The sequence below is a fragment of the Streptomyces solicamelliae genome, from assembly GCF_045348655.1.
Taxonomy (GTDB): Bacteria; Actinomycetota; Actinomycetes; order Streptomycetales; family Streptomycetaceae; genus Streptomyces; species Streptomyces solicamelliae.
The window spans coordinates 5,667,049-5,680,160 of sequence record NZ_CP160404.1 but is presented as its reverse complement, the minus strand read 5'-3'; the positions used below and the strand labels follow the sequence as shown (position 1 = coordinate 5,680,160).

Sequence of the window (13,112 nt, the reverse complement as noted above, 5' to 3'; positions counted from 1 at the left end):
TGCCCCGTGGGGGAGGGCACGGCGGCCGCCCGGTCATCGGTGTGCCGTGACTACGGCGCGACCACTACTCGACGATCTTGAGCAGCTTGTTGGCCGTGCCTTCGGACGGGTTCGAGATCTTGCCCTCGTTGGCGCCGTCGACGAGGGCCTTGGCGACCGCGTCGGGGGTGGCGTCCGGGTGTCCGGCGAGGTAGATCGCGGCCGCGCCGACGACGTGCGGGGTGGCCATGGAAGTGCCGGATATCGTCTTGGTGCCGGTGTCGCTGTCGTTCCAGGCGGAGGTGATCTCCGAGCCCGGGGCGTAGATGTCCACGACCGAGCCGAAGTTGGAGAAGTCCGACTGCTTGTCGTCCTCGGTCGAGGAGGCGACGGTGATGGCCTCCTGGACGCGGGACGGGGAGCCCTGGCCGGCGTCGGAGGACTCGTTGCCGGCCGCGACGCCGAAGGTGACACCGGCGGCGATGGCCTTCTTGACCGCCTCGTCCAGGGCCTCGTCGGCGCCGCCGCCGAGGCTCATGTTGGCGACGGACGGGCCCTGGTGGTTCTTGGTGACCCAGTCGATGCCGGCGACGACCTGCTCGGTGGTGCCGGAGCCGTTGTCGTCGAGGACGCGGACCGCGACGATCTTCGCCTTCTTGGCGACGCCGTGGGCCGTGCCGGCGATGGTGCCGGCGACGTGGGTGCCGTGGCCGTTGCCGTCGTCGGCGCTGTCGTCGTTGTCCACGGCGTCGAAGCCGTGCGAGGCCCGGCCGCCGAAGTCCTCGTGGCTGATGCGGACGCCGGTGTCGATGACGTACGCGGTGACACCCTCGCCGGCCTTGTCCGGGTAGGTGTACTTCTTGTCGCCGGCGGTCTCGGCCTGGTCGACGCGGTCCAGGCCCCAGGACGGCGGGTTGTCCTGGGTCTCGTTGATCGTGAACTTCTTGTTCTGGACGACCTTGGCGACGGCCGGGTCGGCGGCGAGGCGCTTGGCCTCGGTCTCCGAGAGGCCGCTGGCCGAGAAGCCGTTGACGGACGAGTTGTAGGTGCGGCGCAGGGTGCCGCCGTACTCGGCGGCGAGCTTCTTCTTGTCGGCCTTCTCGTCGAGCAGGACGACGAAGCTGCCCTCGACCGCGCCTGCGGCATCGAGGCCGTAGACCTTGCCCTCGGCGGGGGCGGACGTTGCACCGGCGAACGGCATGGTCATCGCGGTGATACCCGCGGTGACGACCGCAGCGGTGATTCCGGCGGTCAGCGTCAGCTTGCGGGCACGCTTGTGAGTTGCCATGAAGAGGGGTCTCCTCGTGAGCATGTGTGGGGGGTTGGGCCGCCGGCAGGAAAATCTCCGGCGACTGACAAACGACCCTTGCCCAATGACGCGCTCAGATCAAGACCTTCATACAGCTGTGATTTACTCAACAACACTTCGCAATAACAAGTCGGACGTACCTCTCAACTCGCCTGCCTACTACCGCTGGTAGCGGGCGAGAACGCGATTTCCGTCCTTCACAAGCCTTTTACGCAGCTCCCTCAAATCGATCGCACCGCTGTAGTACTCCTGGAATGCGGGCGTCGCGACTTTGTCCTTCCACTCGGGATATCCGCGCACCGACTGGGCAGGTGCGGAACGCAGTTGGGCGGCCATCGCCGCGCCGGTCGCCCAGCCGTCCTTCGCGGTGCGCAGAGAGGGATCGGCGAGCGCGGCCGTGCCCGTCGGCAGCATCCAGTCGCCGCGGGCGAGTCTCACCATGTTGTGCGGTTGCAACAGGAAGTCCAGGAAGGCGGCGGCCTGTTGCTTGTACGGGCTATCCTCGGCGATGGACAGGGTCTGCGGGCTGACGCCCTGGGCGAGGCCGTCCGGGCCCGCGGGCGCGGGGAGCACCGTCCAGTCGAAGCCCTCGGGCGCCTGCTGGACGATCTGCTGCCGGTACGAGAAGCCCAGCGGGACCATCGCGTACTTGCCGGCGAAGAAGCCGGGCAGGGTGTCGGAGCCACCGCTGCCCAGCGTCGAACGTGAGGCGCTGCCGTCGGAGTTGACCTGATCGCGGACGGTGCCGGGGACGACGGCGTCGGCCTCGGTGAAGCGGATGGTGACCCGGCCGTCCTCGCCGCGGTGGAACAGCCGGCCGCCGGCGGAGAGGCCGAGGTTGAGGCTGACCGAGACGGGTTCCTTCAGCGGCCAGGCGATCGCGTGCCTCCCCTCGCCCATCCTCGCCGTCAGGTCCTTCGTGACCTGTCTGAACTCGTCCCAGCTCCAGGGCTGTTCGGGGGTGGGGATGCGGACGCCGGAGGAGGCCAGGATCTTCCGGTTGGCCATGATCACGCGCGGCTCCTGGAGGAACGGCACGCCGTAGATCCCGTCGCCGAAGGTCGTGGTCTCCCAGCTGCCCGCCGGGATGTCGGCGCGCAGCCGCTCGGGCAGCAGGCCGCGCAGATCGGCGAGGTAGCCGCCGTACGCGAAGTCGGCCAGGTCGTCGGAGGCGTCGTGGATGACGTCGGGGGCCTCGCCGCCCTCGAAGGAGGTGAGCAGCTGGTCGTGGACGCTGTCCCAGCTGCCCTGGACGTACTCGACCTGGACGTCGGGGTGGGCGGCGTTCCACTCGGCCACCAGCTGCTTGTTGGCGTCGACGGACTCCTTCTGCCAGGCGAGGGACTGGAAGCGGAGCCGGACCTTCCCGTCGCCGTCCCGGTTGTCGCCGTCCGCGGCGCAGCCGGTGAGCAGCAGGGTCAGCGCGGCGACGGCGGCGGCGAACCCGCGGGCCCGCATCAGGACTTCACCGCCCCGGTCAGCATTCCGCCGGTGATCCGCTTCTGGATGATCGCGAAGATGACGAGGGAGGGCAGGGTGGCGAGGAACGCCGCGGCGGCGAGCGGCCCGAGGTCGGCGACGCCCTCCGCGCCGAGGAAGTGGGTGAGGACGACCGGCAAGGTCTGCTTCTCCGGGGTCTTGAGCAGGACGAGCGCGAAGAAGAACTCGTTCCATGCGGTGATGAAGGCGAACAGCGCGGTGGCCACGATGCCGGGGGCCAGCAGCGGCGCGGTGACCGAGACCAGGGTGCGCAGCCGGCCGGCGCCGTCGACCGCGGCCGCCTCCTCCAGCTCGGCCGGGACGGCGCGGACGTAGCCCACGAGCATCCACAGCGCGAACGGCAGCGCCCACACCACGTACACCAGGACCAGACCGGCCAGGGTGTTGATCAGATGCAGGTTCTTCAGGACGAGGAACAGCGGGATGATCACCAGGACGAACGGGAACGCCTGGCTGACCACCACCCAGCCGGTGGCGGCGGTCGCGAGTCTGCTCCGGCGGCGGGCGATCACCCAGGCCATCGGGGTGGCCACGAGGACGGCGATCAGGGCGGCGAGGAGCGCGGCGAGGAGGCTGTTGCCGGCCGCGCGGAGCAGCGGCTGCTCGTCGAACGCCTGGCGGAAGTTGTCGAGGGTGGGGTCCTGGGGGATCCAGGTGGGGTGCAGCGAGCCCAGTTCGCGGGCGGGTTTGAAGGCGGTGGAGACCAGCCAGAGGAACGGGAAGGCGAGGAAGACGAGGTACGCGAGGAGGGCCAGGTACTGGCCGGCGCGGGCGGCTCTGCCGGTACGGAACGCGCTCATCGTTCCTCCCCTCCCCTGAGCCGGCCGACGAGGTACAGGGCGAGGAACACGGAGATCACCGCGACCATCACACAGCCCATCGCGGCGGCGTAGCCGAACTGCCCGTACCGGAAGGCCTCTTCGTAGGCGAAGAGCATCGGCAGCCGGGTGCGGCCGCCGGGTCCGCCGCTGGTCAGTACGTAGACCAGGGCGAAGGAGTTGAAGTTCCAGATGAAGTTGAGCGCCGTGATGGCCAGGGCGACCGGGCGGATGGCGGGCCAGGTGACGGTGCGGAAGCGCCGCCAGGCGCCGGCGCCGTCGAGGGCGGCGGCCTCGTGGAGTTCCCGCGGGGTGTTCTGGAGGCCGGCGAGCAGGGTGACGGTGGTCTGCGGCATGCCCGCCCAGATGCCGACGAGGATCACGGCGGGCAGGGCGGTGGCCAGTCCGGTGAGCCAGTCTCGGCCGTCACCGAGGCCGAGGTCGCGGATCGTCTCGTTCAGGACGCCGGCGTCGGGGTTGTAGACCAGGCGCCACATGATGCCGACGACGACCTCGGGCATGGCCCAGGGGACGATCGCGAGCGCCCGGGCCAGCCAGCGCAGCCGGAGCGGCTGGTTGAGCAGCAGGGCGAGGCCGAGGCCGAGCAGGAACTGCGGGACGGTGACGCCGACGGCCCACAGCAGGCCGATCCGGAAGGACTCCCAGAACAGGCCGTCGTGGAGCAGGTCCCGGAAGTTGAGCAGGCCCACCCACTGGGTGGCCTGGGTGCGGCCGGACTGGGCGTCGGTGAGGGCGAGGGCGAGGCCGTAGAGCAGTGGGCCGACGCTGAGCAGCAGGATCGGGAGGAGGGCGGGCAGTACGAGGAACCAGGCGCCGTGGTCGCGCCGTCTTCGTTCCGGTCTTCGTCCGGCGGCCGGCTCCGTGACGCCGGACGGCTTGGTCGCGGTCACTGAACTCACTGTTCGACCCCTTTTGTGGCCTTCTGTGATCTCGCTTCCGCCTCCGTCATGGTCCTGACGGTCCGTCGGTTCGTCAAGGTGGCCCGCGCCGGTGCGAGACTTTGTCGCGATTCGCACCTGAGCTGGGGAGACATCGATGGACGAGGCGCGGGCCCGGGAGATCCTGGCCGCCGCGGGACTGCCGGAGGCCGGGGCCGAACTGCTGGCTCTCGGCGAGAACGCGGTGTTCGCCGCGGGCGGTCTGGTGGTGAAGATCGGCCGCGACGCGGAGCTGCTCGCACGCGCCGAGCGGGAGCTGGCCCTGGCCGGCTGGCTCGCGGAGGCGGGCGTGCCGGCGGTCCGCGCGGCCGAGCCGAAGGCCCGGCTGGTGGACGGGCATCCGGTCACCGTCTGGCACCGGCTGCCCGAGGCGGTCCGCCCGGCGGAGCCGCGCGACCTCGCGCCGCTGCTGCGGCAGGTGCACGCCCTGCCCGAACCGGCGGGCCTGGCATTGCCGCGCCGTGAACTGCTCGGTGGGGTCGAGCGCTGGCTGCGGCTGGCCGGCGACGCGATCGACCCGGCGGACGCGGCCTTCCTGCGGGAGCGCCGGGACTCCTTCGCCCCGGCGGCCGCCGCGCTGACCCCGCGTCTGACGCCGGGCCCGATCCACGGCGACGCGCTCCCCCGCAATGTGCACGTCGGCCCGGACGGGCTGGTCCTGGTCGACCTGGAGACCTTCTCCTCCGATCTGCGGGAACACGATCTGGTGGTCCTCGCGCTCTCCCGCGACCGGTACGGCCTGGACCCGGCGGCGTACGACGCGTTCACCGAGGCGTACGGCTGGGACGTGCGGGAGTGGGAGGGCTGCGCCGTGCTGCGCGGGGCGCGGGAGACCGCGAGCTGCGCCTGGGTGGCCCAGCACGCGCCGTCGAACCCGAAGGCCCTGGCCGAGTTCGAGCGGCGGGTGGCCTCGCTGCGGGACGGCGACCCCGAGGTGCGCTGGTACCCGTTCTGACATCATGGCCGGGACCGAAATCGCTTGTCAGGACGGGGTGTTGCGATGCGTGTGGAACTGTCCCAGGTGACGTTGGACGTCGAGGTGAGCGGTGAGGGACCGGCGGTGCTGCTGGTCCACGGCTTCCCCGACTCGTACGAGCTGTGGCGCCACCAGGTCGCCGCGCTGAACGCGGCCGGGTACCGGACGATCGCTCCCACCCTGCGGGGCTTCGGCGGCTCGGACCGGCCGGAGGGCGGCCCGGAGGCGTACCACCCCGGGAAGCACGTGGGCGATCTGCTCGAACTGCTGGCCCGGCTCGAGGTGGACCGCTTCCATCTGGTCGGCCACGACTGGGGCTCGGGCATCGCGCAGGGTCTGGCGCAGACCGTGCCGGACCGGGTGGCTTCGCTGAGCATTCTGTCGGTGGGCCACTGGGCGTCGATCCAGGACGCGGGCTGGGAGCAGAAGCAGCTGTCCTGGTACATGCTGCTGTTCCAGTTCGCCGGCGTGGCCGAGGACTGGATGACCCGGGACGGCTGGGCCAACCTCCAGGAGATGCTGGGCGAGCACCGCGACGCGGAGGCCGTCCTGGAGACACTGAAGGAGCCCGGCGCGCTGACCGCCGCCCTGAACATCTACCGGGCGGCGCTGCCCGCCGACCAGATGTTCGCCCCGGTGCAGGACCCCGCTCCGCTGCCCGGCCCGGTCATGGGCGTGTGGAGCACCGGCGACCGGTTCCTCACCGAGCGGTCGATGACCGGCACCGCGAAGCACGTGGACGGCTCCTGGCGCTACGAGCGGATCGAGGGCGCCGGACACTGGCTCCAGCTGGACGCCCCGGAGCGGCTGAACGCGCTGCTCCTGGACTTCCTCGCGGAGCACCCCCTGGGCTGAGCGCGCTCAGTTGGCGGCGGGGACGAGCTCCCGCAGCGGCCACGACGGGTCGACGACGGCGTCCGGGTCTCCCTTCCTGCGCAGGAAGGCCTGGAAGTCCTCGGCCCGTTCGCGGTACCAGGAGATCTGCCGTTCGTGCAGCTCGGCGGGGGCCAGCGCGGCCACCGCCGGGTGCCGCTCGGCTATCGCCACCGCGACCCGCACCGCCGCCAGCGCGTCCGCGGCCGCCTGGTGCGCGGCCTCGAGGACCACGCCGTACTCCGCGCAGACCGCCTCCAGCGTCCGCTTGCCGCGCCGGTAGCGGTCCACGGAGCGGTCGATGGTGTACGGGTCGACGACCGGGCCTATCGCCCCGCCGATCCGGTCCCCGAGCGAGGGCAGCCCGTGCCGGCTCAGCTCGGCCTCCAGCAGCGTCAGGTCGAAGGAGGCGTTGTACGCGACGACGGGCACGCCCCGGTTCCAGTACCCGGTCAGGGTCTCGGCCAGCTCCTCGGCCACCTCGCGCCCCGGCCGCCCCTCGGCGGCCGCGCGCTCGCTGGTGATGCCGTGGATGGCGGACGCCTGCTCCGGGATCCGGATGCCCGGATCGGCGAGCCAGTCGCGCTGGTGCACCACCCGGCCGCCCTCCACACCGACGACGGAGGCGGTCACGATCCGCGCCTCCCGCGGATCGGTGCCGGTCGTCTCCAGGTCGAAGCCGACCAGCAATTCCCCATGCCAGGCCATCGGGTCCTCCTTACGTGATCTCCCCCGTGGTGAAACAACCCTCGCACGGGCCACTGACAACGCCCCCGGACCGGCCCGCCACCCGAGGACAGAAACGGACAAACAGTCAGGAAACCGGACGGGAATCGAGCCAGACCGACTCGAACTCCTCCCGGTAGGTGGTGAAGAGTCCGTGTTCCCCGAGACTCCCCGGCCGCCCCTCCCGGAGCACGTTCCGCCCGCCGCCGCGCAGCACGAGCACCGGCGCCTCCATGCCCCGCGCCCGGCGCAGATAGGACTGCACGACCGCGACGCCGTCCGGCCCGTCGCCGTCCACCAGGTACGCCGTGAACCGCGGGGTCTCGTCGAAGACGTGGATCTGGAAGGCGCCCGGATCACGCAGCTTGGAGCGCACCCGCCGCATGTGCAGGATGTTCATCTCCACCGAGCGGCTCAGCTCGCCCTTCTTCAGCCCCAGTTCCCGCTCGCGCCGCTTGACCGCGCTGCTCGCCGGGTTGAGGAACAGCAGCCGTATCCGGCAGCCAGACTCGGCAAGCCGCACCATCCGCCGCCCGGAGAAGTTCTGCACCAGCAGGTTCAGGCCTATGCCCGTGGCGTCGAGCCGGCGCGCCCCGCCGAACAGGTCCTCGGCCGGCAGCTGTCGCTGCAGCCGCACCCGGTCGGGGTGCACCTGGACCACGTCCGCGTACCGGTCCCCCACCAGGTCCTCGACCGCGTCGACCGGCAGCCGGTCGGCGGACGGCACGTCCGCGCCGGTGCCCAGGATCTCGAGCAGCCGCGCCGAGGCCCGCTCCGACTGGGCGAGGACCGTCAGGGACAGTGCCCGGTTGCGGGAGACCACGTTCCGGGCGACCTCCAGCTCGTCCAGGGCCAGTTCGACCTCGCGCCGGTCGTCGAAGTACGGCTCGAAGCAGGGCCAGTGCTGCACCATCAGCTCCCGCAGCTGCGGCAGCGTCAGGAAGCTGAGCACGTTGTCGTCCGCCGGGTCGAGCAGATACCCCTTGCGCCGGGACACCTCGCGCACCGCGACCGCCCGCTGCACCCACTCCTGCCCGGCCGGCCCCGCCGCGGCCACCACCCAGTCGTCGCCGTGCACCGGCTCGTACACCGGGCGCAGCACGGCCGCGACCACGGCCCGCAGCCGCTGCTCGACGAGATTCAGCCAGATGTACGCGCGGCCGGCCCGCTGGGCGCGGGTGCGCACCTCGCTCCACGCCTCCGCGCCCCAGTCGAGCTCCGCCCCGATCTCCAGCGGCCGCACGAGCGGGACCGTGCCCGGGGGCACGATGACGACGTCCGGGTCGACAGGGTTCACGGGGTCCCCCTCGTGACCCGCGTCACCTGGGGGAAGCTCCAGACCTCCCGAGCTCACCCACGCACCGCCTTCTGCTCCTGGACGCCCGTTTCCAACGATCAAGGAAGGTTACTCCGGGAGAAGGAGGCGGTGCAGCAGGATCGACAGGCTCGGGGCTCAACTGCCCAGCGGCGGAGCCCCGTTCTGGTTGGCGAGATCTGCCGGAGTGAGGGGATTCATAGCGGTTACGTCCCTGGGTGCGAGCTGGAATCCCTGCCAGTGGACCGGCATCGGCTGTTGGTCCTCGTCCCGGGCGACATGGTGGAACCCGATGTTGACCCAGACCGCCGGATCGGTCAGCGTCTCGCCGTTCACCCACTTGTCGACGCTGTCGGGCGCGCCCGTTCCGCAGTCCCGGATGTTGTTGCTGGCGAACTGCTCGCAGGGCTTGGTCTGCGTGAAGTAGACGTCGTGCCGGGTGAAGCCGCGGCCCGCGTGCTTGGACGAGGGCCCGGGCACGAGCTCGTACGAGCGCGGGTGGCCGTCCTTGTTCTTGCCGTTGGCGCTCACCACCCTCCACCAGCGCATCGTCTTCGCGTCCCCGGCCGTCTCCTTGGTGACCTGGGTCCGGGTGGTCTTCACGGTGGGCTGCCCGTTCCCGCGCGGCGGGGTGACGGTGGAGTCGAACTGCTCGATCCGGTCCTTCACGCTGCCGTCGAGGCCGAAGTCCAGCCGCCAGAACACGTTGTGGGCATGGCTGGTGGCGTAGGAGCGGGCGCCCGGCCCGATGGGCCAGCCGCGGCCGTCGGTGGCGTTGTAGTCGCCCGGCGAAAGACTGCCGGTGGCGCCGACGTTGGCGGAGATCAGGCCGTCGGAGGAGAACCGCCACTCGGTGATGTACTCGTACCAGGCCACCTTGTTCACGGTGTAGACGAGCAGGTCCTTGCCCTGGGACTGCCAGACCTTGGTGCCCTCGTCGTTCGCCATCCGGTAGGCGTGGCCGCGGGCCCGGGTGGTGGTGCACAGGCCGTTCACGGTGCCCGTCTCGGGGATCTTCACGGGTGTGAGGGTGCCGCCGGGGCACTCCGCCGGGCGCAGGTTCTGCAGGCCCCAGCCGAAGCCGGCGCCGGTGAGGTCGTCGTACTCGGCGTTGCCGTCGTCGTACGGGACGTGGATCTGCGCCAGCTTGGCGCTGTTCAGGACGCGGATGGGCGCGGCGGCGCCCTTGGGCTGATAGGTGATCTTGTTGAGGATCAGCCCGTGGTCGGTGTCGTAGCGCCAGCACATGCGCCACGTCGTGCCGCCGTCGAGCTTCTGCTCGATGCGGTACGCGGCGGAGCAGTCGGGCGCGGCGGGCGGCGCGGGTGCGGCCGGGGCGGCGGCGGGACCGGCGGCCGGGGCGGCGGTGGCCGGGCCCGCGGCTGCGGCGGTCGTGCCGAGCAGCGCGGCGGCGGCCAGGACGGCGCCGCGCCGGCGGGCACGGCGGAATCGGGAAACGAGCATGACGGACGAACTCCCTCGTACGGAGGCGCTGAAGCAGCGCAGGCAGGCGGCGGTGGTCAGCCGACGCGGGTCACGGTCCGGGCGCTGAGGTCGACGATCAGGTTCCGGGTGTCGATCCACGAGCCGTTGCGGATCTTGGTGACGAGCCGGACGCAGCGGTGCTCGCCGCACTTCTCCAGCGCCGCGGGCACGTTCGCCTCGCGGTAGGTCCGGTACACGTCACCGTTGAACCAGAGCTGGTCGGGCGAGGCGAGGACCTTGCCGGTGGCGTCCCGGTAGTCCTCCTTCACGCCCGTGCCGAGCGGGCTCGCCAGGATCAGCTCCAGCGCCTCGCGCAGTTCGCGGGGGTGCGCCGACGGCTGGACGCCGCGCAGCGCCCGCGCGCCCTCGACCGTGCCGGTGTCCAGGTTCACGGTGCGGGTCACCAGAGCGTCCGACTTGTAGTCGTAGTACCGCACCTCGGCCCGGCGCGGCGGGGCCGGGGCGTCCGCCTCCGCGGCGGGCGGCTCGGCGAGCACGGTGGCCAGGTGCTGCGGGCCGCGCGCCCCGTCGACGTTGCGGTACGCGGCCCGCGCGGGCGGGGTCAGCGCCAGCGCCTCGGCGCGTTTCAGTTCGTCGTCGGTGAGCGGATCGGTCCCCACGCCCTTCGCCCCGGCGGGCGGCACGCTCGCCACGGTCCCGGGTGCCGGCGCGCCCTGCGCGGCCGTCTCCCCCTGCTGCTCCGGCTGCGCGGCTCCCCCGGCGAGCCCCTTCGGGCTCTCGTCCGCGCCCGCCGGACCCGGCAGCGTGACGGCGACCATGGCCGCCGTCGCCGTCACCGCCAGGGCCGTACCCGCCACCACCTTCCCCAGATGGCGACGTACTTTTTCGTACACGTATCCCCCTCTGTCCCCCTATGGAGCGTTGGTCACCCGGTAGGACGGGCCGAAGTCCTAGGAGGTTGCGCGTCTTTCCGGCAGGATCTGGCCGAAAGGCCCAGTACCCGGATCAGAAGTGGAAGAGTCGTATCTATGCAGGTCTGGCCGGGACAGGCGTATCCCCTCGGCGCCACCTACGACGGCGCCGGTACCAATTTCGCGGTCTTCTCCGAGGCCGCCGCGCGGATCGAGCTGTGTCTGATCCACGACGACGGCTCGGAGACCGCGGTCGAGCTGCGCGAGACGGACGCGTTCGTCCGGCACGCCTATCTGCCCGGGGTGATGCCCGGACAGCGCTACGGCTTCCGGGTGCACGGCCCGTACGCGCCGGAGAGCGGGCTGCGCTGCAACTCCGCGAAGCTGCTGCTCGACCCGTACGCGCGGGCGGTCGCGGGCGCGGTGGACTGGGCCGAGGCGGTGTACGGCTACCACTTCGGGCGGCCGGACTCCCGCAACGACCTGGACTCCGCGCCGCACACCATGACCTCGGTGGTGGTGAACCCGTACTTCGACTGGGGCGACGACCGCCGGCCCCGCACCGACTACCACCGCACGGTGATCTACGAGGCCCATGTGAAGGGCCTGACGATGCTCCACCCGGACCTGCCGGAGGAGCTGCGCGGCACGTACGCCGGGCTCGCGCACCCGGCGGTCATCGGCCACCTCCAGGAACTGGGCGTCACCGCCCTGGAGCTGATGCCGGTGCACCAGTTCGTGAACGACCACCGGCTGGTCGACGCGGGGCTGTCGAACTACTGGGGCTACAACACCATCGGCTTCTTCGCCCCGCACAACGCGTACGCCTCCTGGGGCGACCGCGGCCAGCAGGTGCTCGAGTTCAAGTCGGCGGTGCGGGCGCTGCACCAGGCGGGCATCGAGGTCATCCTCGACGTGGTCTACAACCACACCGCCGAGGGCAACCACCTGGGCCCCACGCTCTCCTTCCGGGGCCTGGACAATCCCTCGTACTACCGGCTCGGCAACGACCCCCGGTACTACACGGACACCACCGGCACCGGGAACTCGCTGCTCATGCGCTCCCCGCACGTGCTCCAGCTGATCATGGACTCGCTGCGGTACTGGGTGACCGAGATGCACGTCGACGGCTTCCGCTTCGACCTGGCGGCCACCCTGGCCCGGCAGTTCCACGAGGTGGACCGGCTGTCGTCGTTCTTCGACCTGGTCCAGCAGGACCCGGTGGTCAGCCAGGTGAAGCTGATCGCCGAGCCGTGGGACGTCGGCGAGGGCGGCTACCAGGTGGGCAACTTCCCGCCGCTGTGGACGGAGTGGAACGGCAAGTACCGGGACTGCGTACGGGACCTGTGGCGCGGCGAGCCGCGCACGCTGGCCGAGTTCGCCTCCCGGCTCACCGGCTCCTCGGACCTGTACCAGGACGACGGCCGCCGGCCGCTCGCCTCGGTCAACTTCGTGACCTGCCACGACGGTTTCACCCTGCGCGACCTGGTGTCCTACGACGGCAAGCACAACGAGGCGAACGGCGAGAGCAACCGGGACGGCGAGAGCCACAACCGCTCGTGGAACTGCGGCGCCGAGGGCGAGACCGAGGACATCGGGATCGTCGAGCTGCGGGCCCGGCAGATGCGGAACTTCATCGCCACGCTGATGCTGTCGCAGGGCGTGCCCATGCTCAGCCACGGCGACGAGTTCGGCCGCACGCAAGGCGGCAACAACAACGCGTACTGCCAGGACAACGAGGTCTCCTGGGTGGAGTGGCCCAAGCCGGGCTCCGAGGCGGACGGCACGCTCCTGGACTTCACCCGGGCGATGGTGCGGCTGCGCCGCGACCACCCGGTGTTCCGGCGGCGGCGCTTCTTCCACGGCCGGCCGGTGGAGGGCACCCACGACGAGCTCACCGACATCGCCTGGTTCACCCCGGAGGGCGAGGAGATGACGGCCCGGGACTGGCAGGCCGCGCACGCGCAGGCGCTGACGGTCTTCCTCAACGGCAACGCGATCTCCGAGCCGGGGCCGCAGGGCGAGCGGATCGCGGACGACTCGTTCCTGCTCATGTTCAACGCCTCGCAGCAGGAGCTGTCGTTCGCGGTGCCGGACGACCACGGGCGGAGCTGGCGGATGGTGGTGGACACCTCGCACCCGGAGGGGATGCCACCGCGGGAGGGACCGGAGGTCTCGGCGGGCGAACGGGTGCCGCTGGCCCCGCTGAGCCTGACGGTGCTGCGCCGGCCGGCGTGACCCGAAGGGGTGATACATGCGATCGGACGTATGACCGGAGGAAAGGTGCGGCGCTCCGGCGG

Annotated in this window: 11 protein-coding genes; 3 read left to right on the top strand and 8 right to left on the bottom strand. The window is 71.3% G+C overall.

Features of this window, described 5'->3' with window-relative positions; translation table 11 throughout:
* Window positions 1–64: 64 nt before the first annotated feature.
* The 4 genes from ABZO31_RS26200 to ABZO31_RS26185 form a co-directional block, all read right to left on the bottom strand.
* A complete protein-coding gene (locus ABZO31_RS26200; protein WP_406863741.1) occupies window positions 65–1,267 on the bottom strand; it encodes a S8 family peptidase in 1,203 nt (400 codons plus the stop codon).
* A gap of 180 nt (window positions 1,268–1,447) precedes the next feature.
* A complete protein-coding gene (locus ABZO31_RS26195) occupies window positions 1,448–2,746 on the bottom strand; it encodes an ABC transporter substrate-binding protein (protein ID WP_406863740.1) in 1,299 nt (432 codons plus the stop codon).
* Window positions 2,746–3,588: a carbohydrate ABC transporter permease gene (locus ABZO31_RS26190; RefSeq protein WP_406863739.1), complete on the bottom strand. Its 843-nt coding sequence runs from the start codon at window positions 3,586–3,588 to the stop codon at window positions 2,746–2,748. The genes ABZO31_RS26195 and ABZO31_RS26190 overlap by 1 nt, the downstream gene beginning before the upstream one ends.
* Complete coding sequence (locus ABZO31_RS26185; protein ID WP_406863738.1) at window positions 3,585–4,526, bottom strand: carbohydrate ABC transporter permease; 942 nt, start codon at window positions 4,524–4,526, stop codon at window positions 3,585–3,587. Before ABZO31_RS26185 ends, ABZO31_RS26190 begins: the two co-directional genes overlap by 4 nt.
* 136 nt (window positions 4,527–4,662) lie before the next feature.
* Here ABZO31_RS26185 and ABZO31_RS26180 point away from each other — a divergent pair, with 136 nt between their 5' ends.
* Together ABZO31_RS26180 and ABZO31_RS26175 are read left to right on the top strand one after the other, a co-directional pair.
* Window positions 4,663–5,520 carry a phosphotransferase enzyme family protein gene (locus ABZO31_RS26180; protein ID WP_406863737.1) on the top strand — a complete coding sequence of 286 codons (858 nt, stop codon included), beginning with the start codon at window positions 4,663–4,665 and terminating at the stop codon, window positions 5,518–5,520.
* 45 nt (window positions 5,521–5,565) lie between these two features.
* Entirely contained in the window at window positions 5,566–6,396 is an 831-nt protein-coding gene (locus ABZO31_RS26175) for an alpha/beta fold hydrolase (protein ID WP_406863736.1), read from the top strand.
* A 6-nt stretch (window positions 6,397–6,402) separates the two neighbouring features.
* Here the strand turns inward: ABZO31_RS26175 and ABZO31_RS26170 are convergent, their stop codons facing one another.
* The 4 genes from ABZO31_RS26170 to ABZO31_RS26155 form a co-directional block, all read right to left on the bottom strand.
* Window positions 6,403–7,122 carry a 3'-5' exonuclease gene (locus tag ABZO31_RS26170; RefSeq protein ID WP_406863735.1) on the bottom strand — a complete coding sequence of 240 codons (720 nt, stop codon included), beginning with the start codon at window positions 7,120–7,122 and terminating at the stop codon, window positions 6,403–6,405.
* Window positions 7,123–7,228: 106 nt separating this feature from the next.
* Window positions 7,229–8,494: an SAV2148 family HEPN domain-containing protein gene (locus ABZO31_RS26165; protein WP_406863734.1), complete on the bottom strand. Its 1,266-nt coding sequence runs from the start codon at window positions 8,492–8,494 to the stop codon at window positions 7,229–7,231.
* Window positions 8,495–8,593: 99 nt separating this feature from the next.
* Entirely contained in the window at window positions 8,594–9,919 is a 1,326-nt protein-coding gene (locus ABZO31_RS26160; RefSeq protein WP_406863733.1) for a copper amine oxidase, read from the bottom strand.
* A 56-nt stretch (window positions 9,920–9,975) separates the two neighbouring features.
* Complete coding sequence (locus tag ABZO31_RS26155) at window positions 9,976–10,794, bottom strand: Tat pathway signal sequence domain protein (protein WP_406863732.1); 819 nt, start codon at window positions 10,792–10,794, stop codon at window positions 9,976–9,978.
* Window positions 10,795–10,929: 135 nt separating this feature from the next.
* On the opposite strand from ABZO31_RS26155, the gene glgX reads away from it, so the two are divergent.
* Window positions 10,930–13,050 carry a glycogen debranching protein GlgX gene (gene glgX / locus ABZO31_RS26150; RefSeq protein WP_406863731.1) on the top strand — a complete coding sequence of 707 codons (2,121 nt, stop codon included), beginning with the start codon at window positions 10,930–10,932 and terminating at the stop codon, window positions 13,048–13,050.
* The last annotated feature ends 62 nt before the right edge of the window (window positions 13,051–13,112 follow it).

Coding starts and splice junctions, on each gene's coding strand:
- ABZO31_RS26175 (WP_406863736.1), top strand. CDS start 5,566: ATGCGTGTGGAACTGTCCCAGGTGACGTTGGACGTCGAGGTGAGCGGT.
- ABZO31_RS26200 (WP_406863741.1), bottom strand. CDS start 1,267: ATGGCAACTCACAAGCGTGCCCGCAAGCTGACGCTGACCGCCGGAATC.
- ABZO31_RS26170 (WP_406863735.1), bottom strand. CDS start 7,122: ATGGCCTGGCATGGGGAATTGCTGGTCGGCTTCGACCTGGAGACGACC.
- ABZO31_RS26195 (WP_406863740.1), bottom strand. CDS start 2,746: ATGCGGGCCCGCGGGTTCGCCGCCGCCGTCGCCGCGCTGACCCTGCTG.
- glgX (WP_406863731.1), top strand. CDS start 10,930: ATGCAGGTCTGGCCGGGACAGGCGTATCCCCTCGGCGCCACCTACGAC.
- ABZO31_RS26160 (WP_406863733.1), bottom strand. CDS start 9,919: ATGCTCGTTTCCCGATTCCGCCGTGCCCGCCGGCGCGGCGCCGTCCTG.
- ABZO31_RS26190 (WP_406863739.1), bottom strand. CDS start 3,588: ATGAGCGCGTTCCGTACCGGCAGAGCCGCCCGCGCCGGCCAGTACCTG.
- ABZO31_RS26180 (WP_406863737.1), top strand. CDS start 4,663: ATGGACGAGGCGCGGGCCCGGGAGATCCTGGCCGCCGCGGGACTGCCG.